Annotated in this window: 22 protein-coding genes and 1 pseudogene (1 of these 23 only partly in view); 15 read left to right on the top strand and 8 right to left on the bottom strand. The window is 61.1% G+C overall.

Features of this window, described 5'->3' with window-relative positions; all coding sequences use genetic code 11:
• Both rhtA and PMA3_RS07415 read left to right on the top strand, forming a co-directional pair.
• Positions 1-542, top strand: the 3' portion of a protein-coding gene (gene rhtA / locus PMA3_RS07420; protein WP_064676552.1) for a threonine/homoserine exporter RhtA. Its footprint begins 346 nt before the window's first position; the window shows 542 of its 888 coding nt (coding positions 347-888); its start codon lies off the left edge, out of view; the stop codon is at positions 540-542.
• Between the two features lie 171 nt (positions 543-713).
• On the top strand, positions 714-995 hold the full coding sequence (locus PMA3_RS07415; protein WP_064676551.1) for a hypothetical protein: 282 nt from the start codon (positions 714-716) through the stop codon (positions 993-995).
• Between the two features lie 9 nt (positions 996-1004).
• Here the strand turns inward: PMA3_RS07415 and PMA3_RS07410 are convergent, their stop codons facing one another.
• On the bottom strand, positions 1005-1565 hold the full coding sequence (locus tag PMA3_RS07410) for a TetR/AcrR family transcriptional regulator (RefSeq protein WP_064676550.1): 561 nt from the start codon (positions 1563-1565) through the stop codon (positions 1005-1007).
• A gap of 92 nt (positions 1566-1657) precedes the next feature.
• On the opposite strand from PMA3_RS07410, the gene PMA3_RS07405 reads away from it, so the two are divergent.
• Together PMA3_RS07405 and PMA3_RS07400 are read left to right on the top strand one after the other, a co-directional pair.
• Entirely contained in the window at positions 1658-2386 is a 729-nt protein-coding gene (locus tag PMA3_RS07405) for an SDR family oxidoreductase (RefSeq protein WP_064676549.1), read from the top strand.
• Positions 2387-2422: 36 nt separating this feature from the next.
• Positions 2423-3013: a 2-hydroxychromene-2-carboxylate isomerase gene (locus tag PMA3_RS07400; RefSeq protein ID WP_064676548.1), complete on the top strand. Its 591-nt coding sequence runs from the start codon at positions 2423-2425 to the stop codon at positions 3011-3013.
• On the opposite strand, the gene PMA3_RS07395 is transcribed toward PMA3_RS07400, so the two are convergent.
• Positions 3010-4008, bottom strand: a complete 999-nt coding sequence (locus tag PMA3_RS07395; RefSeq protein ID WP_064676547.1) for a zinc-dependent alcohol dehydrogenase family protein — start codon at positions 4006-4008, stop codon at positions 3010-3012. The genes PMA3_RS07400 and PMA3_RS07395 overlap by 4 nt on opposite strands.
• Before the next feature lie 103 nt (positions 4009-4111).
• Here PMA3_RS07395 and PMA3_RS07390 point away from each other — a divergent pair, with 103 nt between their 5' ends.
• Entirely contained in the window at positions 4112-5032 is a 921-nt protein-coding gene (locus PMA3_RS07390; protein WP_193408120.1) for a LysR family transcriptional regulator, read from the top strand.
• Here PMA3_RS07390 and PMA3_RS07385 read toward each other — a convergent pair.
• The 4 genes from PMA3_RS07385 to PMA3_RS07370 form a co-directional block, all read right to left on the bottom strand.
• Positions 5025-6833 (bottom strand): aminopeptidase P family protein, encoded by a 1809-nt coding sequence (locus tag PMA3_RS07385; protein WP_064676545.1) that lies wholly within the window; start codon positions 6831-6833, stop codon positions 5025-5027. The genes PMA3_RS07390 and PMA3_RS07385 overlap by 8 nt on opposite strands.
• 57 nt (positions 6834-6890) lie before the next feature.
• Positions 6891-8057 (bottom strand): cysteine desulfurase family protein, encoded by a 1167-nt coding sequence (locus tag PMA3_RS07380; RefSeq protein ID WP_064676544.1) that lies wholly within the window; start codon positions 8055-8057, stop codon positions 6891-6893.
• 203 nt (positions 8058-8260) lie between these two features.
• Positions 8261-8875, bottom strand: coding sequence for a LysE family translocator (locus tag PMA3_RS07375; protein ID WP_064676543.1), 615 nt, complete (start codon positions 8873-8875; stop codon positions 8261-8263).
• Between the two features lie 98 nt (positions 8876-8973).
• Positions 8974-9243, bottom strand: a complete 270-nt coding sequence (locus PMA3_RS07370) for a hypothetical protein (protein WP_064676542.1) — start codon at positions 9241-9243, stop codon at positions 8974-8976.
• 234 nt (positions 9244-9477) lie between these two features.
• Here PMA3_RS07370 and PMA3_RS07365 point away from each other — a divergent pair, with 234 nt between their 5' ends.
• From PMA3_RS07365 to PMA3_RS07320, 10 genes and pseudogenes are all read left to right on the top strand, one after another.
• Positions 9478-9936: a VOC family protein gene (locus tag PMA3_RS07365; protein WP_064676541.1), complete on the top strand. Its 459-nt coding sequence runs from the start codon at positions 9478-9480 to the stop codon at positions 9934-9936.
• Between the two features lie 240 nt (positions 9937-10176).
• Positions 10177-10320, top strand: a pseudogene (locus tag PMA3_RS30520) (alpha/beta hydrolase); the annotation flags it as partial.
• Between the two features lie 263 nt (positions 10321-10583).
• On the top strand, positions 10584-11783 hold the full coding sequence (locus tag PMA3_RS07355) for a PepSY-associated TM helix domain-containing protein (protein ID WP_064676539.1): 1200 nt from the start codon (positions 10584-10586) through the stop codon (positions 11781-11783).
• A complete protein-coding gene (locus tag PMA3_RS07350) occupies positions 11780-12322 on the top strand; it encodes a hypothetical protein (protein WP_064676538.1) in 543 nt (180 codons plus the stop codon). Before PMA3_RS07355 ends, PMA3_RS07350 begins: the two co-directional genes overlap by 4 nt.
• On the top strand, positions 12319-12648 hold the full coding sequence (locus tag PMA3_RS07345; RefSeq protein ID WP_064676537.1) for a hypothetical protein: 330 nt from the start codon (positions 12319-12321) through the stop codon (positions 12646-12648). The genes PMA3_RS07350 and PMA3_RS07345 overlap by 4 nt, the downstream gene beginning before the upstream one ends.
• Positions 12645-13217, top strand: coding sequence for a DUF6162 family protein (locus PMA3_RS07340; protein WP_064676536.1), 573 nt, complete (start codon positions 12645-12647; stop codon positions 13215-13217). Before PMA3_RS07345 ends, PMA3_RS07340 begins: the two co-directional genes overlap by 4 nt.
• Before the next feature lie 35 nt (positions 13218-13252).
• Positions 13253-14179, top strand: coding sequence for a metal ABC transporter substrate-binding protein (locus tag PMA3_RS07335; RefSeq protein WP_064676535.1), 927 nt, complete (start codon positions 13253-13255; stop codon positions 14177-14179).
• Positions 14176-15039, top strand: a complete 864-nt coding sequence (locus PMA3_RS07330; protein WP_064676534.1) for a metal ABC transporter ATP-binding protein — start codon at positions 14176-14178, stop codon at positions 15037-15039. Before PMA3_RS07335 ends, PMA3_RS07330 begins: the two co-directional genes overlap by 4 nt.
• Positions 15039-15938, top strand: a complete 900-nt coding sequence (locus PMA3_RS07325; protein ID WP_003226663.1) for a metal ABC transporter permease — start codon at positions 15039-15041, stop codon at positions 15936-15938. The genes PMA3_RS07330 and PMA3_RS07325 overlap by 1 nt, the downstream gene beginning before the upstream one ends.
• Positions 15939-16841 carry a metal ABC transporter substrate-binding protein gene (locus PMA3_RS07320; RefSeq protein WP_064676533.1) on the top strand — a complete coding sequence of 301 codons (903 nt, stop codon included), beginning with the start codon at positions 15939-15941 and terminating at the stop codon, positions 16839-16841.
• Between the two features lie 219 nt (positions 16842-17060).
• On the opposite strand, the gene PMA3_RS07315 is transcribed toward PMA3_RS07320, so the two are convergent.
• Both PMA3_RS07315 and PMA3_RS07310 read right to left on the bottom strand, forming a co-directional pair.
• Positions 17061-17288 carry an MbtH family protein gene (locus tag PMA3_RS07315; RefSeq protein WP_064676532.1) on the bottom strand — a complete coding sequence of 76 codons (228 nt, stop codon included), beginning with the start codon at positions 17286-17288 and terminating at the stop codon, positions 17061-17063.
• Positions 17289-17370: 82 nt separating this feature from the next.
• Positions 17371-18783 carry an aspartate aminotransferase family protein gene (locus tag PMA3_RS07310; RefSeq protein WP_064676531.1) on the bottom strand — a complete coding sequence of 471 codons (1413 nt, stop codon included), beginning with the start codon at positions 18781-18783 and terminating at the stop codon, positions 17371-17373.
• Between the last annotated feature and the right edge of the window lie 29 nt (positions 18784-18812).

Here is an 18812-nt window from a genome sequence, read left to right as displayed (position 1 = left end):
CCTCGCGGCGAGCCATCGACTTTGTGTGGATCGCTTTGGCGGCCATCGGCCTGATGCTGTTGATACCGACCGGAGCCGCCTCTGCCAGTATCGATCTGGCCGGCGCCGGATATGCCTTGGGAGCGGGTGTCTGCTGGGCGCTGTACATCCTGTTCGGGCAAAAAGCCGGGGCCGACAATGGCGTGCAGACCGCAGCATTGGGGATGATGATCGCCGCACTGTTCGTCGCTCCGATCGGCATCGTCCACGCTGGCGCCGCCCTGCTGACACCGTCGTTGATCCCCATAGCCATTGGCGTCGCCCTGTTGTCTAGCGCACTGCCCTATACGCTGGAGATGGTCGCCCTCACCCGGATGCCGGCCCGGACATTCGGCACGCTGATGAGCATTGAACCTGCGATTGGCGCATTGTCCGGCCTGTTGTTCCTCCAGGAATACCTCTCGTTGTCACAGTGGCTGGCTATCCTGTGCATTATCCTGGCGTCAGTCGGTGCGACCATGACCATGGGCAACGCCGTGAAGCCTGCCGTCGTGGCGGATTGATATCGGATTGTGACAAGGGTCTGGTATTTACTGCGCAATTAGGCCATGTTTAAAGCCGTAACCCGGTGCCAGACATGGATTTTTCAGGAAAGGGATATCGGAGACGCTTCCAGCGAAAGCGAATACAGCAAGACCCGGGCATCAAGATCCGGGGACGCTATAAGGACAGTAATGAAACGAATTTTGATACTGATCGCCATACTGGCGGTTGCGGGCTGCGCGGCGACGTCGAAACCCACCATCAAACATGGCAAGAAAGGGTTGCATATCAACTGTTCCGGGCTGTCGTCGTCCTGGGACAAGTGCTACACCAGCGCTGCCAATTCGTGTGCGCCCAAGGGTTACAAGGTCATCGCCAAGTCGGGGGACACGGTGGAAGAACCAGGCGATTATCCTTTTGGGCTCAATCCTGCCGGCTACACCAGCCGCAGCATGATCGTCATCTGCAAATAGGTCGCCTGGTCAGGTTCGCGGACCTGCGATCTGACGGCCAATCTCTTCATGACTGGACGTCAGCACCCTGCGCTGCAGATCTGGCGTGGCCAACATGCGTGCCACGACCAACGCACCGATGCATTGCGACAGGATCGCCCAGGCCAGGCTGTCACTCTCCAGGACCTGCGCCCAACTCGCCTGCAGCTGACAAATCCAATGCTCCGCCTGCTGGCGAATCGTGATGTCCGAACGGGCAATCTCCGCGCCCAGGGCCGGTAACGCACAGCCGGAGCCCGGATGCTCGACATGGGCCATGGTCAGGTAATGCTTCAGGCAACGTTCAAGCTTGCCCCGATCCTGGTCAGCCCCCAACCGAGCCAGGCTTTGACTCAACTCGCGCTCGACGATGGATGCGAACAGTTCATCCTTCGACGAAAAGTGGCTGTAAAAAGCCCCGCCACTCAAGCCGATCGCTTTCATCAAGCCGTCGACACCCACCGTTGAAAAACCGGATTGCTTGGCCGATACCGCACTGCTTTGCAGCAGCTTTTCTTTGGTTTCCAGCTTGTGACTGGCCGAGTAACGCATTGCCTTGCCCTCAGAATTGATCGCCTTGACGCCTGCCCAATCGTAGCATAACGTTCGTTTAGTTAACGATCGTTTATCAAAGGGATCTACCGATGAACAATAAGAAGGTCGTACTGGTTGTCGGCGCAGGGGATGCCACTGGCGGTGCCATCGCCAAGCGTTTTGCCCGGGAAGGTTATGTGGCCTGCGTCACTCGGCGTAGCGCGGACAAAATCCAGCCGCTGGTGGAGGCCATCCAGGCCGGTGGCGCACAAGCCCATGGATTCGCCTGCGATGCACGCAAGGAAGAAGAGGTGATTGCGCTGGTCGAACAGATCGAAACCGAGATCGGGCCTATTGAAGCGTTCGTCTTCAACATCGGCGCCAATGTGCCGTGCAGCATTCTCGAAGAAACCGCCCGCAAGTATTTCAAGATCTGGGAAATGGCCTGCTTCTCGGGGTTTCTCAACGGCCGTGAAGTGGCCAAGCGCATGGCCAAGCGTCAACGCGGCACCATCCTGTTCACCGGCGCCACCGCTGGCTTGCGCGGTGCGGCGGGGTTTGCGGCCTTTGCCGGCGCCAAACACGGGATTCGCGCGCTGGCCCAAAGTATGGCCCGGGAATTGGGCCCGATGAATATCCACGTCGCCCATGTCGTCGTTGACGGCGCCATCGATACCGACTTCATCCGTGACAGCTTTCCGGAAAAATACGCGACCAAGGAGCAGGACGGCATCCTCAACCCCGAGCACATCGCCGAGAACTATTGGTACCTGCACAGCCAGCCCCGGGATGCCTGGACCTTCGAACTGGACCTGCGTCCATGGAATGAGCGTTGGTAAGCCCTCCCCTACAATAATAAGCAGAGCACATCGACCATGAGCAAAACCCTGGAGTTCTTTTTCGACCTCGGCAGCCCCGCGACCTATCTGGCCTATACCCAACTGCCGAAAATCTGCGCGCAGACCGACAGTCGCCTGATCTACATTCCGATCCTGCTCGGCGGCGTGTTCAAAGCCACCGGCAACGCCTCCCCGGCGACCATCCCGGCCAAGGGCCGCTATATGTTTCAGGATCTGGAGCGCTATGCCCGGCGCTACGGCGTGCCACTGAAGTTCAACCCGCACTTTCCCATCAATACCCTGATGCTCATGCGCGCCGTCACGGGCATGCAGTTGCGCCATCCCGAACACTTTCAAGCCTTCATCGACTGCCTGTTCCACGCCTTCTGGGTTGAAGGCCGCAGTCTCGATGACCTGGCAACGGTCGCGTCGGTGCTGACCCGGAACGGCTTCGATCCGGATGAAGTGCTGGCCTTGACCGGCGATGAGCAAGTAAAAGCCGCACTCAAGGACAACACCGATAAAGCGGTGCAACGGGGTGTATTCGGCGCACCGAGCATGTTTGTCGGTGACGAGTTGTTCTTTGGCCAGGATCGGCTGGAGTTCGTGCTTGAAGCCCTGGGTTAAATATCAACGACCAATCGCCCCTGAGCAGGGCCGGAAACGAGCAGCTCATGGGCGAACTCCGCGGTTTGCAGCGTAAATTGCCGGGGGTCGAGCAAAGGATGTAGCTGCCCCGCTTCAATCAACCGAGCCGCATCCCGAAGAATCTGCCCGTGATGCTCCCGCCCCTTGCCAGTCAGCAGGGGCAACAAGGTAAACACCCCGGAATAGCTCGCCCCGCGAAACGACAGGGGTGCAAGACTGTGTTGCCCCCAACCGAGACAACTCAGCACATGCCCTTCGTAAACCCGCGCGGCGTTGAAGGACGCATCCAGTGTTTCACCACCCACTGTGTCGTAGACAATATCGAAGCCCTCCCCGGCCGTATGCTCGGCTACATACTCTTCAACCGACACCTTGCGATAATCGATAAAGGTAGCGCCGAAACTCTCGATGACCGCCTTGTGCTTAGCAGAACCCGTGGCAAACACCTCGGCTCCAAATGCCCGGGCTATCTGCACCGCAACATGGCCGACACCCCCAGCACCACCGTGAATCAATACCTTTTGACCCGCCCGCACCCGAGCCCGGTCCACCAGGCCTTCCCATGCCGTGATCAACACCAATGGCATCGCCGCCGCCTCGCGCATACTCAGGTTGCCCGGTTTACGGGCCAGCAGTCGCGCATCGACCGCAGCGTATTCAGCCAGTGAACCCTGCGCACCGCCAATACCCGTCGCCAGGGCATAAACCTCATCACCCGGCTTCCAGTCGCTGACGCCCTCCCCCAACGCCTCGACGGTTCCCGCCAGGTCCATGCCCAGAATCGCCGGCAGTGGCTGACGCGCGTGAGCGGCCTGGCCCGAGCGGATTTTTCCGTCCAGGGGGTTCAGCCCGCTGGCCTTGATCCTGACCAACACTTCCCCGGTTCCAGGCACAGGTCGTTGAATGGAGGTCAGGCGCAGTGGCGCATTCACCGAATCGACAATCAAAGCGCGCATTTCAAGTGAGTCAGTCATTTCACGTATCCCATCAGAGGTGGCTGTGAAATCGATCTTCCGTCAACTCACTCATGCCGATAAGACGTCATATGGCTATAGTGACCATGCCCCTTTGGCATGAATGGGAAACCCCGTGGACAAACTCAACGCAATGGCGATCTTCGTCCGGGTGGTCGAACGCGGCAGCTTTTCCGCGGTTGCCCGGGAATTGCACACCAGTCAGCCAACTATCAGCAAAGTCCTGCGGGCACTGGAAATCGACTTGGGTGGAAAACTGATTTCCCGCAGCACCCGACAACTGTCCCTGACCGATGAAGGTCAGCGGTACTACACCGAATGCCGGCAAATCCTCGCAGCCGTAGACGCCGCAGAACACAGCTTTCAATCGGGGCGCGAAACCGTTGCCGGTAACCTGAGGGTGGGTTCATCCGTGAGCTTTGGGCGCTTGCAGATTGCCTCGCGACTCCCGGACTTTCTCAAACAGTACCCTCGGGTGCAGATTGATCTGCAACTGAGCGATCAGAATCTGGACCTGGTCAGCGAAGGACTGGATGTCACGTTCAGAATCGGCGAGCTCAACGACAGCGGCCTGATTGCCCGCCCTATAGGCACCACCCACCGGGTGACCATTGCCGCGCCTGACTACCTGGCGCGACACGGCCAGCCGCAAACACCTGAAGCACTGAGCGAGCACAATTGCCTGCAGTTCAACCTGCTGAACAGTCAAAACCTCTGGGTTTACGAGAAAGATGCCCACCGCCACGAAGTGCGGATCAAGGGCAACGCACAAAGCAACAATTCCGAGGCTATTCGCGAGATGGTGTTGGGAGGGCTGGGCATTGCGCTGTCGCCAGTGTGGCTGTTCAGCGAGGATCTGAAGGCTGGAAGAGTGAGGGCAATCTTGCAAGATTACACCGCGCAATCGCTGCCGATTCATGCTGTGTCCCCGGCGAATCGTCGCCAATCCGCCAGGGTCAAAGCCTTTGTCGACTACATGAGCGAGGCGCTGGCAACAGCGCCTGAACTCATGCCGATCAAATAGCCGCGGTTCGGGTGTTCAACCACTCCAGGGCTGCACCGTCGAGCAAGGGGCTCAGGCGTTCGCGCACCTCGGCGTGGTAAGCGTTGAACCACTGTTTTTCATCTTCGGTCAGCAGCGACGGTTCCAGGCAGCGAGTGTCGATCGGGCACAAGGTCAGGGTCTCGAATTTCAGGAACTCACCAAATTCGCTCTTGCCCGCCTCGCGATTCAATACCAGGTTCTCGATCCGTACGCCCCAGCGGCCTGGACGATAAGTGCCCGGTTCGATGGAGGTGATCATGCCCGGCTGCATGGCCGTTTGTGGCGCGGCTGCCGCCTGATAGGCGATGACCTGCGGACCTTCGTGCACGTTAAGGAAGTAGCCGACGCCATGACCGGTGCCATGACCGTAGTCAACGCTTTCGGCCCAGATCGGCGCGCGAGCTATGGCATCCAGCAGGGGCGACAGGATGCCTTTCGGGAATTGGGCCCGGGACAAGGCAATCACGCCTTTGAGTACCCGCGTGCAATCGCGTTTCTGCTCATCCGTCGGCGTGCCGACCGGGACCATCCGCGTGATGTCCGTAGTGCCGCCCAGGTATTGGCCGCCGGAATCGATCAGCAACAGACCGTCGCCCTCGATCACCGCGTGCTCTTCCTCGGTGGCGTGGTAGTGCGGCATCGCGCCATTGGCGTTGAATGCGGCAATGGTGTTGAAGCTCAGCGACACATAACCCGGACGTCGGGTACGCGCGGCGGTCAGGTGTTCATCGATGGTCAGTTCGGTAATGCGCTCACGGCCCCATGCCGACTCCAGCCAGGCGAAGAATTCGCACAGCGCCGCGCCGTCCTGTTCCATGGCCTGACGTATGTGCCCGGCATCGGCCAGGCTTTTCTGCGACTTGGCCAATGTCGTCGGGTTCAGGCCCTCGACCAGCTTGACGCCGCTGCCCAGGTTATCCAGCAACCCCGCTGTTACCCGCGCCGGGTCGACCAGCAGGCTGGCGCCGCTCGGCACGCCCCGCAAGGCCTCGGCCACTTCGCTGTAATCACGCAGGGTCACGCCGTCCTGTTCGAGGATTGCGCGCAGTTCGCTGTCAACTTTGCTCAGGGCGACGAACAAGGTGGCCTGCTGCTGGCTGATCAAGGCGAAGGAGACGAACACCGGGTTGAACGACACATCACCGCCGCGCAGGTTGAACAGCCAGGCGATGTCATCGAGGGTGGCGATGAAATGCCAGTCGGCACTGCGCTCCTTCATTACTTCGCGCAGCTTGGCGAGTTTATCGCCGCGGCTGACAGTCGCCTGCGGCGGTAAGTGTTGGTAGATCGGCTCGTTCGGCAGGTTCGGGCGGTCGCTCCAGACTTCGCTTAACAAATCGATATCGGTGCGCAGCCGTGCGCCGCGTTCTGCGAGCTTGCCACCCAAGGTACGCGCCGAGGCCACGGCCATCACCGCACCATCCACCGCGACGACGCCGCCTTCCGGGGTTTGCTCGGCCAGCCAGTCCAGCGGGCCGGGTTGACCCGGCTGCAGCTTGACCAGTTCGATGCCGCTGCCCTGGAGTTCCTTGCTCGCTTGTTCCCAGTAACGGCTGTCTGCCCAGATTCCGGCAAACTCCCTGGTCACGATCAGTGTGCCGACCGAGCCATGGAAACCGGACAACCACTGCCGCCCTTGCCAATAGCCCGGCAGGTATTCCGACAGGTGCGGGTCGGCCGACGGCACCAGCAGAGCGTGAATGCCCTCCCGGCTCATCAGCTCGCGGGTGTGCGCCAGGCGCTCGGGCACCGATCCATTGATCGAAGGCTGCGTACTCATCGTGTCTCCTGCTAACCACTTCATCATTATTGTCGAGTGCCGATCGAAGCCGGCGCTTTATGGCCCTGTCGCCCAGAATGCCGGAGCACTGGCGCAGGCCGATTTAATCAGGTGTACCGCTTGATCAATATCCTGCTCGGTGGTGAAACGTCCCAGACTCAAGCGGATGGTACGGCTCGCCGAGCGGGCGTCGTGCCCCAGGGCCAGCAGCACATGGGAGGGCGCATTGCTGGCGGAATTACAGGCCGAGGTCGCGGAAAACGCGATCGTGGCGCTCAACGCCACAGAGCTGAACCCGCCTTCGTTGAAGGTCAGGCTCAGGGTATGGGGAATGCGTTGGCTCGGGCTGCCATTGAGGCGAACGCCGGGAATGTCCAGTAGCGGTTCGAGCAGACGTCCACGCAGACGCTCGATCATGGCTTTTTCTTCATCGAACAATTGCCCCGCCAACGCGAAGGCCGCACCCATGGCGGCGATCTGGTGAGTCGCCAGCGTACCGGAGCGCAAGCCTCCTTCGTGACCGCCACCGTGGATCTGCGCCTGCAAGCGCTGCTGCGCGCGCGGGCCGACATATAGCGCACCAATGCCTTTGGGGCCATAAATCTTGTGGGCGGAAAACGACATCAGGTCCACCGGCCATTCGGCCAGATCTATCGCAACCTTGCCTGCGCCCTGCGCCGCGTCGACATGGAACAGCGCATCGCGGGCATGCACGATCCGGCCGATGGCCGGGATGTCATTGACGGTGCCCAGTTCGTTGTTGACCAGCATCAGCGAGACCAGAAAGGTGTCCTCGCGCATCGCCTCGCTGACAGCTTGCGGGGTAATCAGGCCTTCGGCGTCGGGCGCCAGATACGTGACTGCCACACCGGCGTCCTGCAATTGTTTCGCGGTGTCGAGAATGGCCTTGTGCTCGATCTGGCTGGTGATGATGTGGCCGCCACCCACGCCGCGCGCCTGGGCCACGCCCTTGAGGGCCAGATTGTTCGATTCGGTGGCGCCGGAGGTCCAGACGATCTGCTCCGCCTGGGCGCCGACCAGTTCCGCCACCTGCCGCCGGGCCTGCTCGACCGATTGCCGGGCCTGCTGGCCGAATGCATGGGCGCTGGAGGCCGGGTTGCCGAAATTGCCGTTGAAACCCAGGCATTCGATCATGACCTGGATGACCCGCTCATCCACCGGCGTGGTGGCGGCGTAGTCGAAATACAGTGGACGTTTATTCATAAAGGACTCGCAGAGCGTGTTCCGGGATCAGGAAGCTCGTTACCCAACGGTCAAGGCTCAGCCTCGTGAGCTGCGCCGATCGTCCGGAACCTTAGAAATACCTGATCGGAGGCCGTTAAAGAAGAACAACTTCATTTAAAAGTGCGTAGGAACGCTCCTGAAGTCGAGCTTAACAGGCATCGGGCCACCGGTTGAAGCCAAGCTCAGCCAAAGCTTTCGAGCAATATCGGGTAAAGCGAAGCCACCAGCAGCGCGGCCATGCCCCAGTTGAACAGGCGCAACCAGCGGCGATCTTTCAGCACGTTGCGCAACAGCGTACCGCAAGCGGCCCAGACACCGACGCTGGGCAAGTTGATCAGGGCAAAGACCGCGGCAATCACGATCACATTGGTGAAATAGCCTTGCATCGGTGTGTAAGTGCTGATGGCACCAATCGCCATGATCCAGGCCTTGGGGTTGACCCATTGAAACGCTGCGGCACCCAGGTAGCTGATCGGCTTGGCCTCGCTCTGCCCGGCGTCGGAGACGGGGCCGGAATGGGCGATTTTCCACGCCAGGTACAGTAAATACGCAGCGCCGATGTACCGCAGCACCGTGTAGAGCAATGGATAGGTTTGAAACACGGCGCCCAGGCCGAAACCCACGGCCACGACCAGCACGAAAAAACCGCAGGTGATGCCAAGCATATGGGGGATGGTGCGGTTGAATCCGAAGTTCACGCCCGATGCCAGCAACATGGTGTTGTTCGGGCCAGGTGTAATCGAGGTAACCAGGGCAAAAAGTGCGAAGCCCAGCAGCAGATCGAGCGAGAGTGTCATCGGTGGCAGTCCATCAGGGGCAGTCAGGTATTGACCCTATCGCACACCTTGCGCGAAACCCACGGACAGTTGGGTGAAACTTCGAGCAGTACAGTCGCTCAGCTTGGGCGGCCGTGAAGTTGTACGGCACGTTCGGCGTTCATTTCGGCTTGCTTGTCGAAACTGAAAGAATTCTGCGGCTCACCGAGCAGTTCGGCTTTTTTCGAGTGGTACTCGTCGAAGGACAAGCCGCGACGATTCAAGGCTTCCAGCGCCAGCTCCTTGCTTTCTTCAGCGGTGTAGGGCCGCAATTCCGGGGAAACATGGCTGGCACATCCGGTGAGAACGGAGGCTGCGAGCAGCAGGAAAGTGGCGATAAGGTGTTTCATGATCTGGCGTCCTGGCTTCTGGGTTCGGGCAATGAACACAGGCTACTCGCGCCACTGGACGGGCAGAAATCAACGCTCTCGATAGTGGGTATCGAGGTGCAACAGATTGCAGTGCCGTGCGTTGTCGTGGCTGCGCGGGGTTGAACGCCGGCCCGAACCCTCTGCTTCTTCTACACTTGTTCGGCCGCAGACCGGCGAAACCTCGTCAACTCACAACAAAAAGGGAGAACTGTCATGAGCGTCAAACCTATCCCCGAGGGTTATCACAGCATCACCCCGTATCTGGGCATCCAGAAAGCTGCCGAAGCTATCGACTTCTATAAAAAAGCCTTTGGCGCCACCGAAGTCATGCGCCTGGCCATGCCGGATGGCGGCATCGGCCACGCCGAACTGCGTATCGGCGATTGCCCGATCATGCTGGGCACGCCTTGTGATCAAGGGCCGTTGAGCAACCCAGACACATCGCCATCCGTCGGGCTGCACCTGTATGTGAACGATGTGGACGCGTCCTTTAAACAGGCGATTGCGGCGGGCGGCACGGTGGTGTCCGAGGTCAAGGACCAGTTTTATGGCGACCGCTCCGGGACCTTGAAAGACCCCTATGGGCATCTGTGGTTCCTGGCTACGCACAAGGAGGACCTGACTCAGGAGCAAATTGAGCAGCGGGCGAAGGAGATGTTTCAGCAGGGCTGAAATTTTCGGTGACTGTTCGGGCCCCTTCGCGGGCAAGCCACGCTCCCACAGGTTTTGTGTCGTTCGCAATTATCAAGAACGACACAAAACCTGTGGGAGCGTGGCTTGCCCGCGATGGGGCCATCACCAACACTGCATATCCCCTTGAACACACGTCATGAATAATTGCACCACACTTTGCGACTTGTCCTTCGGCCCCGAAAATTTCAGGATGCAGGCCACTACAACAAGGAGTCACCCACGGTCGGGCGCTGTTTCGAACCGCTCAAGGAATGGCAACAGGTGGCCACCGATGTCCGAGGCAAGTCGCTGCCCGCCGGCCACTACATCCCTGAAGAAGTCCCTGAATTGCTGCTCACTGAAGCGCTCGGTTTCCTGCTCTGACCTCAATGCCTGACTGAACTGAATCAAATCGCCGCCGCTGGCCATCTTTGGCTCGCGGCGGATCGTCATTCCAACGCAAAATCAGCCTGGATGGGAACGCGAAACATTTTCTTTCATATTCCCCTTCGGGATTTCCGATGCTCATTCGTCTTATATAGATGCAGTCGGGCCGCGTAGGCAAAAGCCACGGCCGGACCTTCCATGGACCTCAACGCTGGGAAGCCCGCAGCAGAGGCCCTCTCATCGAAACAAGACCTTTAATCATGTCGAAGAAATCCCGCTCAAAACTCTGGTTTCTGGTCCATAGCTGGCTGGCCCTGCCCATCTGGTTTTTCGTGTTGATCGTCTGCGTGACCGGCACCCTGGCGGTGGTCAGTCAGGAAATCGTCTGGCTGGCCAACCCGCAGATGCGCGCCAGCCAGCCTTCGGACGATGCGCCGCTGCTCAGTTATGACCAGATCATTGCCGCCATCAAGAAGGCCGAACCCAATACCCTGGTCGAGTCCATCAGTCGACCCGACGAATCACACTTCGCCCTCGACGTGGAGGTCAGCTATCCCGACGGTCGTTCGGTGACGGTGTACGTCAACCCGTACACCGGCGTGATCCAGGGCACAGCCCCGCAATTCAATTTCAAGGCCTTTACCCGTGCCCTGCATGGCTGGTGGCTGGTGCCGTTCACCAACGGTTACAGCTGGGGCTGGTACCTGGTGTCGTTCCTCAGCCTGCCGTTGCTCGCGTCCCTGGTCACCGGGCTGGTGGTCTACAAGCGCTTCTGGAAAGGCTTTTTCCGGCCGACCCTGCGTATTCGCCACGGTGCACGGATCTTCTGGGGCGATTTTCACCGCCTCAGCGGCATCTGGTCGATCTGGTTCATCGCGGTGATTTCCGTCACCAGCACCTGGTTCCTGATCGAAGCCTTCATGTTCGATAACCAGGTTTCGATTTCCACCGCACCGGTAGCGCTGGTGGTCCAGCGCGAAAGCGTGCCGATGTCCGCCGATGGCGCGCCGGCACCGATGATCAGCCTGGAGACCGCGATTGCGCAGGCCAAGGCCAGCATCCCCGGGCTGGAAGACAGTTTTGTCAGCATGCCCGCCAATGCCTACAGCTACCTGTCGGTGGGGGGGCGCAGTTGGTATCCGCTGATATTCCAGACCGCCGAGATCAACCCGTACACCGGCGACGTCGGCGCCACCCGCCTGCTGTCGGACCGCTCGGGCCTGGAACTGGTGACCGAATCCATGCGGCCGCTGCACACCGGCGATTTCGGTGGCCTCTGGATCAAGCTGATCTGGTTCTTCTTCGGCCTGATCCTGAGCATGATGGTGCTCAGTGGCCTGTTGATCTGGACCAAGCGCACCGCACTGGCCACGGCGAATGCCCTCAAGCGCGGCAACAAGACCCCACGCAGCCAGACTGCCGCGGTCTCCAGCCGTGAAACCACGGAGGTCAGCCAATGAGCCTGTTCGCCGCAGAAAAACCGGGTTCGAAACTGAGCCGTTTCTGGCACAAATGGCGTTTCCACATCAACGTCCTGCTGTTGCTGGTGCCTCTGGGATTCATGCCCAAATACTTCGCCGATGCCGCATTGTTTCGTGGTGATACGGGCCTGGGCGAGCGGGAAGTCGGTGAGGTTCAGGTCGGGCCCTGGAGCCTGCGCCTGGCCGAATTGCGCAATGAAGCACCGAGGCTCGATGGCCCGGCCGGCTACATGAAGAACTTCAATGCGGCGCTGTGCGACAGCTGCCGCGATCAAGTCAAGGCGACTTACCTGCGCATCGGCAAGCCCCGCAGCCTGCGCGCCGCCGGGGTGATTTTCTTCGGCACGCCATATCGCATGGGGGCGATGCTGCCGATCCCGGAGAAGACCAAGGCCGACGCCGAGCTGTGGATCACCATGGAAGGGTGGGACGGCAGCATGCATCAGGCATCCATTCCGCTGAGCCAGGCCTCCCCGGCCACCCTCGCCTGGCTGAACCAACAAGGAGGTAAACCATGATCAATGTCATCCGTCCTCTGGGCGCCGCGTTGCTGGTGCTTTGCGCCGGTTTCAGCGCCAGCGCCCTGGCCCACAACCCGATGTGCGAATGCAAGGCCATCGACGCCGAGCAGATCCGGTGCACCGGCGGCTTTTCCGATGGCAGCGGTGCGCCGGGCGTAACCCTGGACGTCATCGGCTACGACGAGACCATCCTGGTGCCGGGCAAGCTCGGTGCCGATTCGACCCTGACCTTCAAGAAGCCCGGCGCCGAATTCTACGTGCTGTTCGACGCCGGTCCCGGTCACGTCGTCGAGATCGACCAAGCGGACATCGAGGCCCCATGAGCACCCCAACCACCCACGTCGTCCGCCCGGCCGGAGCCGGCCATGAAACCCTTTATGTGCTGCTGTTGTGCCTGATGATCCTGGCGGTGGCTGGCTCGGTCGTCGCCTGGCGCCACGAATCCCAGGAAGTGAGTAACGTCAACAGTCATCAACTGGATGCCCGTCGCGACCTGAGCGCCTCCGAGCAAGGCATCTACGCCGACCTGCGGGTGACGCTGGACGAAATTCATCTGTTGCGCCAGGAACAGCAGACCTTGCCGACGCCTGAAGTCCTCGCCGACGAAGGCTTCGCGCCTTTTGCGCAGGATGCAAGTTCCGTCAGCCGTGGCGGTCATGCCTGGCAATTGCTCGAGGCCAGGGCCTACTTCGGCCAGAGCCAGGCGCCTGCGGTGGCCGGCTCGTTTCTGATGCGCCTGAGCGCTGACGACGATGCGCCGGACATCTGGCTCAACCCCGGCACAACCCTCGCGGCCCCGACTGACCTCTCCGATACCGCACTCGAAAGCGCCGGCTGGCAGCAGATCGTCGCGCAATTCGATGCCGGCGTGACCCGCCAGCACCGGCACTGAACCCTCGCCATTACCCGAGAGAAGACCGCTTTCCCATGCCTAGTTCATCTCCACGCTCATTGCTGCGCCTGCTGCTGGTCGGCCTGCTCGCCTGCCTGCTGACACCCCTGGCCAGCGCCGACGAGGCCAAGCGCCTGCGCATCGGTATCACCCTGCACCCTTATTACAGCTATGTGGCCAACATCGTCGGCGACAAGGCCGAAGTCGTGCCGCTGATCCCGGCCGGCTTCAACCCGCATGCCTACGAGCCTCGCGCCGAAGACATCAAGCGCATCAGCGGCCTGGACGTGGTCGTGCTCAACGGTGTGGGTCATGACGACTTTGCCGACCGCATGATTGCCGCCAGCGAAACGCCGAACGTCCCGGTGATCGAAGCCAACGAAAACGTCCCCTTGCTGGCCGCGACCGGCGTCGCCGCCCGCGGTGCCGGCAAGGTCGTGAACCCGCACACCTTCCTGTCGATCAGCGCCTCGATTGCCCAGGTCAACAACATCGCCCGGGAACTGGGCAAGCTCGATCCGGCCAACGGCAAGACCTACACCCAGAACGCCCGCGCCTACGGCAAACGCCTGCGGCAGATGCGCGCCGACGCCCTGGCCAAACTGACCCAGGCGCCAAACGCCGAACTGCGGGTGGCAACGGTGCATGCGGCGTATGACTACCTGCTGCGCGAATTTGGCCTCGAAGTGACAGCCGTGGTCGAGCCGGCCCATGGCATCGAGCCAAGCCCGAGCCAGCTGAAAAAGACCATCGACCAACTGCGCGAACTGGACGTGAAAGTGATCTTTTCGGAGATGGATTTTCCATCCACCTACGTCGAGACCATTCAGCGTGAATCCGGGGTGAAGCTCTATCCGCTGTCGCACATTTCCTATGGCGAGTACACGGCTGACAAGTACGAAAAGGAAATGACCGGCAACCTCAATACTGTGGTCCGGGCGATTCAGGAGTCCGGCGCATGACGGCGAAAGAAACCATCAGTACACGACCCTCCGGACCCGCTGACACCGAATCCCCTGTGGGAGCGAGCTTGCTCGCGAAGGCGGTGGGTCAGTCAACATCATTGCCAAATGACACACCGCAATCGCGAGCAAGCTCGCTCCCACAGGGTTTGGGCCCGACGCTGGATTTTGCGGAGGTCAGCCTGACCCTCGGCCGCACGAGGATCCTCGACCAGGTCACCTTCCAGGTCCAGCCCGGCAGCGTGCATGCGCTGGTCGGTCCCAACGGGGGCGGCAAGAGTTCGCTGATCAAGACCCTGCTCGGGCAGATGCCGCATCAGGGTCGCTTGAGCCTGCAATGGCCAGGTACGCCCGGGACCATCGGCTATGTTCCGCAAGCGCTGGAATTCGACCGCGGCCTGCCGATGACCGTCGAAGATTTCATGGCCGCGATGTGCCAGCGGCGGCCGGCGTTCCTTGGTTTGAGCAAGCATTACGCGGCCGCGATCGGTGAAGCACTGGAACGGGTCGGCATGCAGGACAAGCGCAAACGACGCATGGGCGCCTTGTCCGGTGGCGAACGCCAGCGCGTGTTGCTGGCTCAGGGGCTGATCCCGGCGCCGCAATTGCTGGTGCTGGATGAGCCGATGTCGGCCCTCGATGAGGCGGGCATCCAGGTGTTCGAACGGCTGCTCGGCGACTGGCGCCGGAGCGGCATCACCGTGCTGTGGATCGAGCATGACCTGGAAGCGGTCGGTCGTCTGGCCGATCGCGTCACCGGACTCAATCGCCGGGTACTGTTCGATGCCGCACCGAAACAGGCACTGACGCCGGAACGCCTGCTGACCCTGTTCTCCACCCATCCACGGAGCGCTGCCTGATGAGTTACGAAGCCTTTCGCTTGATGGTCCAGGGCTGGGCCTCGTCGGGTTATCTGCCCGAGGCGCTGGCCTATGGATTCGTGGTCAATGCCCTGCTCGCCGGCTTGCTGATCGGCCCGGTGCTGGGCGGCCTGGGCACGCTGGTGGTGGTCAAGCGCTTCGCGTTTTTCTCCGAAGCGGTGGGTCACGCGGCATTGACCGGCGTGGCCATCGGCATCCTGCTCGGTGAACCCTACACCGGACCTTACGGCAGCCTGTTCGGCTACTGCCTGTTATTCGGCATCCTGCTCAACTACCTGCGCAACCGCACCGGCCTGGCGCCGGATACCTTGATCGGCGTTTTCCTCTCGGTTTCGTTGGCGCTAGGGGCCAGTCTGCTGCTGATCCTGGCCGGCAAGATCAACGTGCACATTCTGGAAAACGTCTTGTTCGGCTCGGTGTTGACGGTCAACGGCAACGACCTGCTGGTGCTGGCCATCGTCGGTTCGCTGGTGATGGCGCTGGCCTTGCCGCTGTACAACCGCATCATGCTCGCCAGTTTCAATCCGCAGCTGGCGGCGGTGCGCGGTGTGGCGGTAAAGACCCTGGATTACCTGTTCGTGATTCTGGTGACCCTGATCACCGTGGCGGCCGTTAAGGTCATCGGCGCGATTCTGGTCGGCGCCCTGCTGGTGATTCCGGCGGCGGCTGCGCGGTTGCTGAGCCAGTCGTTGAAAGGCTTCTTCTGGTGCTCGGTACTGATCGCCACGGTCAGCACGTTGTGCGGGATTCTTGCACCGATTGTCTTCGACCTGCCTATCCCGTCCGGCGCCGCGATCATTCTGGTGGCCGGTATCGCCTTCGCCCTGGCCGCCATTGCCCGTGGCGTTGTCCCCAGTCTGAAAGGGAACCTTGGATAAATGTCTTTTTCTCTGCGTCAATTGAGCCTGGCCTTAGCCCTGTGCGGGCTGGTCCATACATCCTTCGCGGCGGACGGCGCCAAACCGTTGCGCGTGCTGGCGTCCTTGCCGATCACTTACGGTCTGGGCGAAGTCTTGCTCAAGGGCACTGACATCAGCCTTGAACGGGCGGCGCCGGCGAACCTGCCTGGCAGCCGTCAGACCGCCTACTTCACTGGACGTGGCGCGCCGGCGCTGGCCAAACTGGCGAGCGATGCCGATGCGGTCATCGGCCTGCGTTCACTGTGGGCGGATGATCCGCTGTACCCGATCTCCCGGCGCAGCAATATCCGTATCGTCGAAGTCGATGCCGCGCGCCCGGTGGACGGCGCCCTGCCCGGCATCGCCGTGCAGCCGGACAACAAGGTCGACGGGTTGAACAGTCAGCCGTGGTTTTCCAGCAACAACATGGGACGGATGGCGGACGTGATGGCCGCGGATCTGGTGCGCCTGGCGCCAGACGCCAAGCCGAAGATCGAGGCCAACCTGGCGGCGCTTAAACAACGCTTGCTCAAATTCAGCGCCGACAACGAATCGCGGCTGGCCAGTGCCGATAACCTCAGTGTGATGAGCTTGAGCGATCACTTCGGCTACCTGATCGGTGGCCTCAACCTGGAGCTGATCGGCGTCGATGCGCGGCCGGATGCCGAGTGGACACCTGAAGCGCTCAAGGCATTGGGCGCTACGCTGAAAGACAATGATGTGGCGGTGGTGTTGCATCATCGGCAGCCTTCGGACGCGGTGAAAGCGGTGATTGCCGAGGCTGGGAGTCGGTTGGTGGTGTTGAGCGTGGATGCGGCGGATCCGGTGTCGGAGCTGGAGGGGAATGTGGACTTGGTGATCAAGGGGTTGAGCGGGACGTAGCGGCTGTCAGTCTCCTGTAGAAAAAGCGAAATGGTGCGCCGATCCCTGTAGGAGCGAGCTTGGCCCGGGCGGCATGCCGACGAGGGTCGTCAACGATAACGCTACAAGCCTGACTACCTGCAGCGTTCTCGGGTTTTTCGCGAGCAAGCTCGCTCCTGCATTGGCAAGAAAAAACCCGCTGACCGATCGGTCCAGCGGGTTTGTTTCTAAGCGTAAAACTCAGTGAGCCACAGCTGCCTGCTCTTCCATCTTCTGCCGCAGGCTCAGCGGACGCATGTCGGTCCAGGCTTCCTCAATGTACGCCAGGCATTCCTTTTTCAGACCGCACTTGCCCACGGTGCGCCAGCCGGCAGGCACGGCCTTGTAATCGGGCCAGATCGAGTATTGCTCTTCGTGGTTGACCACGACCTGAAAGAGGATGTCCTCGCGGTCGAATACTGACGTCATGGTGTGTCTCCATCGCTGTAGGGGTGGGCTGCACTGCGTGCGCAGCCGGTCTGTAGAAGGAACGTTCGAGGTACCGGAAAATTTACAGGCCGGCAGCCGCAGCAGCCATGGCCCGGCCGAAAATCTCGGCGACCCGATCGATTTCCGCTGCGGTAATCACCAGTGGCGGCAAAAAGCGCACCACCCCGCCGTGGCGACCACCCAGTTCGAGGATCAGCCCGCGCTTGAGGCATTCGCGCTGCACCAGCGGTGCCAGGCGAGCAAAGATAGGCGGGTGCCCCTGGGCATCCGGCGCGCCAGCCGGATCGACCAGTTCCACACCAAGCATCAAGCCGCGCCCGCGGATATCACCCAGTTGTGGAAAGTCCCGCTGCAGGATGCGCAGGTGTTCGCTCAAGCGTTCGCCCATGGCGGCGGCATGCTCGCAGATGCCGTGTTCGGTCAGGTAACGCATCACCGCGGAGCCAGCCGCCATCGCCATCTGATTGCCGCGGAACGTCCCGGCATGGGCACCCGGCAGCCAGGTGTCGAGCCAGTCGCGATAGACCACCACCGCCAGTGGCAGGCTGCCACCGATGGCTTTGGACATCACCACCACATCCGGAATGATCCCGGCATGCTCGAAGGCAAACATTTTGCCGGTGCGGGCAAATCCGCTCTGGATCTCATCGACGATCAGCGCCACGCCTGCCTTTTCGGTAATCCGTCGCAGACCGCGCAGCCAGTCGAGATCGGCCGGGATCACCCCGCCCTCGCCCTGCACCACTTCGACGATCACCGCTGCCGGCAATTGCACGCCGGCTTCCGGGTCATTGAGCAGGTTTTCCAGGTAATTGAGGTTGACCTGCACCCCTTGTGCGCCGCCAAGACCGAACGGACAGCGGTAATCGTAGGGGTACGGCATGAACTGCACGCCGCTGCTCAGCAAGGCGCCCAAGGGTTTTTTCGGCCCCAGACTGCCCATCAGGCTCAGCGCGCCCTGACTCATGCCGTGGTAACCGCCCTGAAACGACAGTACGGTGCTGCGACCGGTGGCGGTGCGCACCAGTTTCAGCGCAGCTTCCACTGCGTCGGTACCGGTGGGGCCGCAGAACTGGATCTTCGCTTCAATGGCCAAGGCTTGCGGCAGCAGGCCGAACAGATCCTGGACAAACCGATCTTTGACCGGGGTGGTCAGGTCGAGGGTGTGCAACGGCAATTCATCGGTCAGCACTTGCTGGATCGCTTCGATCACTACCGGGTGGTTATGCCCCAGCGCCAGCGTGCCAGCGCCGGCCAGGCAGTCGATGAACGTGCGACCTTCGACGTCCTCGACGTAGATGCCTTTGGCGCGCTTGAGTGCCAGGGGAATGCGTCGCGGGTAGCTGCGGGCATTCGATTCCTGCCGGCTCTGGCGGGCCAGCAACGGCGATTCGTTGAACTGATAAAGCACCTCGATCGGCGCCGGAGCGATCCGGGCCGACTGATCTTCCACAAGGCTGGTAGCGACTGTCATCTCTCGACCCCTAAAAAGGTTTTCCTGTT

This window comes from Pseudomonas silesiensis (assembly GCF_001661075.1).
Taxonomy (GTDB): domain Bacteria; phylum Pseudomonadota; class Gammaproteobacteria; order Pseudomonadales; family Pseudomonadaceae; genus Aquipseudomonas; species Aquipseudomonas silesiensis.
The sequence above is the reverse complement of the archived record's forward strand: the minus strand, read 5'-3'. Positions and strand labels throughout refer to the sequence as shown.

Coding starts and splice junctions, on each gene's coding strand:
- PMA3_RS07415 (WP_064676551.1), top strand. CDS start 714: ATGAAACGAATTTTGATACTGATCGCCATACTGGCGGTTGCGGGCTGC.
- PMA3_RS07410 (WP_064676550.1), bottom strand. CDS start 1,565: ATGCGTTACTCGGCCAGTCACAAGCTGGAAACCAAAGAAAAGCTGCTG.
- PMA3_RS07405 (WP_064676549.1), top strand. CDS start 1,658: ATGAACAATAAGAAGGTCGTACTGGTTGTCGGCGCAGGGGATGCCACT.
- PMA3_RS07400 (WP_064676548.1), top strand. CDS start 2,423: ATGAGCAAAACCCTGGAGTTCTTTTTCGACCTCGGCAGCCCCGCGACC.
- PMA3_RS07395 (WP_064676547.1), bottom strand. CDS start 4,008: ATGACTGACTCACTTGAAATGCGCGCTTTGATTGTCGATTCGGTGAAT.
- PMA3_RS07390 (WP_193408120.1), top strand. CDS start 4,112: ATGGGAAACCCCGTGGACAAACTCAACGCAATGGCGATCTTCGTCCGG.
- PMA3_RS07385 (WP_064676545.1), bottom strand. CDS start 6,833: ATGAGTACGCAGCCTTCGATCAATGGATCGGTGCCCGAGCGCCTGGCG.
- PMA3_RS07380 (WP_064676544.1), bottom strand. CDS start 8,057: ATGAATAAACGTCCACTGTATTTCGACTACGCCGCCACCACGCCGGTG.
- PMA3_RS07375 (WP_064676543.1), bottom strand. CDS start 8,875: ATGACACTCTCGCTCGATCTGCTGCTGGGCTTCGCACTTTTTGCCCTG.
- PMA3_RS07370 (WP_064676542.1), bottom strand. CDS start 9,243: ATGAAACACCTTATCGCCACTTTCCTGCTGCTCGCAGCCTCCGTTCTC.
- PMA3_RS07365 (WP_064676541.1), top strand. CDS start 9,478: ATGAGCGTCAAACCTATCCCCGAGGGTTATCACAGCATCACCCCGTAT.
- PMA3_RS07355 (WP_064676539.1), top strand. CDS start 10,584: ATGTCGAAGAAATCCCGCTCAAAACTCTGGTTTCTGGTCCATAGCTGG.
- PMA3_RS07350 (WP_064676538.1), top strand. CDS start 11,780: ATGAGCCTGTTCGCCGCAGAAAAACCGGGTTCGAAACTGAGCCGTTTC.
- PMA3_RS07345 (WP_064676537.1), top strand. CDS start 12,319: ATGATCAATGTCATCCGTCCTCTGGGCGCCGCGTTGCTGGTGCTTTGC.
- PMA3_RS07340 (WP_064676536.1), top strand. CDS start 12,645: ATGAGCACCCCAACCACCCACGTCGTCCGCCCGGCCGGAGCCGGCCAT.
- PMA3_RS07335 (WP_064676535.1), top strand. CDS start 13,253: ATGCCTAGTTCATCTCCACGCTCATTGCTGCGCCTGCTGCTGGTCGGC.
- PMA3_RS07330 (WP_064676534.1), top strand. CDS start 14,176: ATGACGGCGAAAGAAACCATCAGTACACGACCCTCCGGACCCGCTGAC.
- PMA3_RS07325 (WP_003226663.1), top strand. CDS start 15,039: ATGAGTTACGAAGCCTTTCGCTTGATGGTCCAGGGCTGGGCCTCGTCG.
- PMA3_RS07320 (WP_064676533.1), top strand. CDS start 15,939: ATGTCTTTTTCTCTGCGTCAATTGAGCCTGGCCTTAGCCCTGTGCGGG.
- PMA3_RS07315 (WP_064676532.1), bottom strand. CDS start 17,288: ATGACGTCAGTATTCGACCGCGAGGACATCCTCTTTCAGGTCGTGGTC.
- PMA3_RS07310 (WP_064676531.1), bottom strand. CDS start 18,783: ATGACAGTCGCTACCAGCCTTGTGGAAGATCAGTCGGCCCGGATCGCT.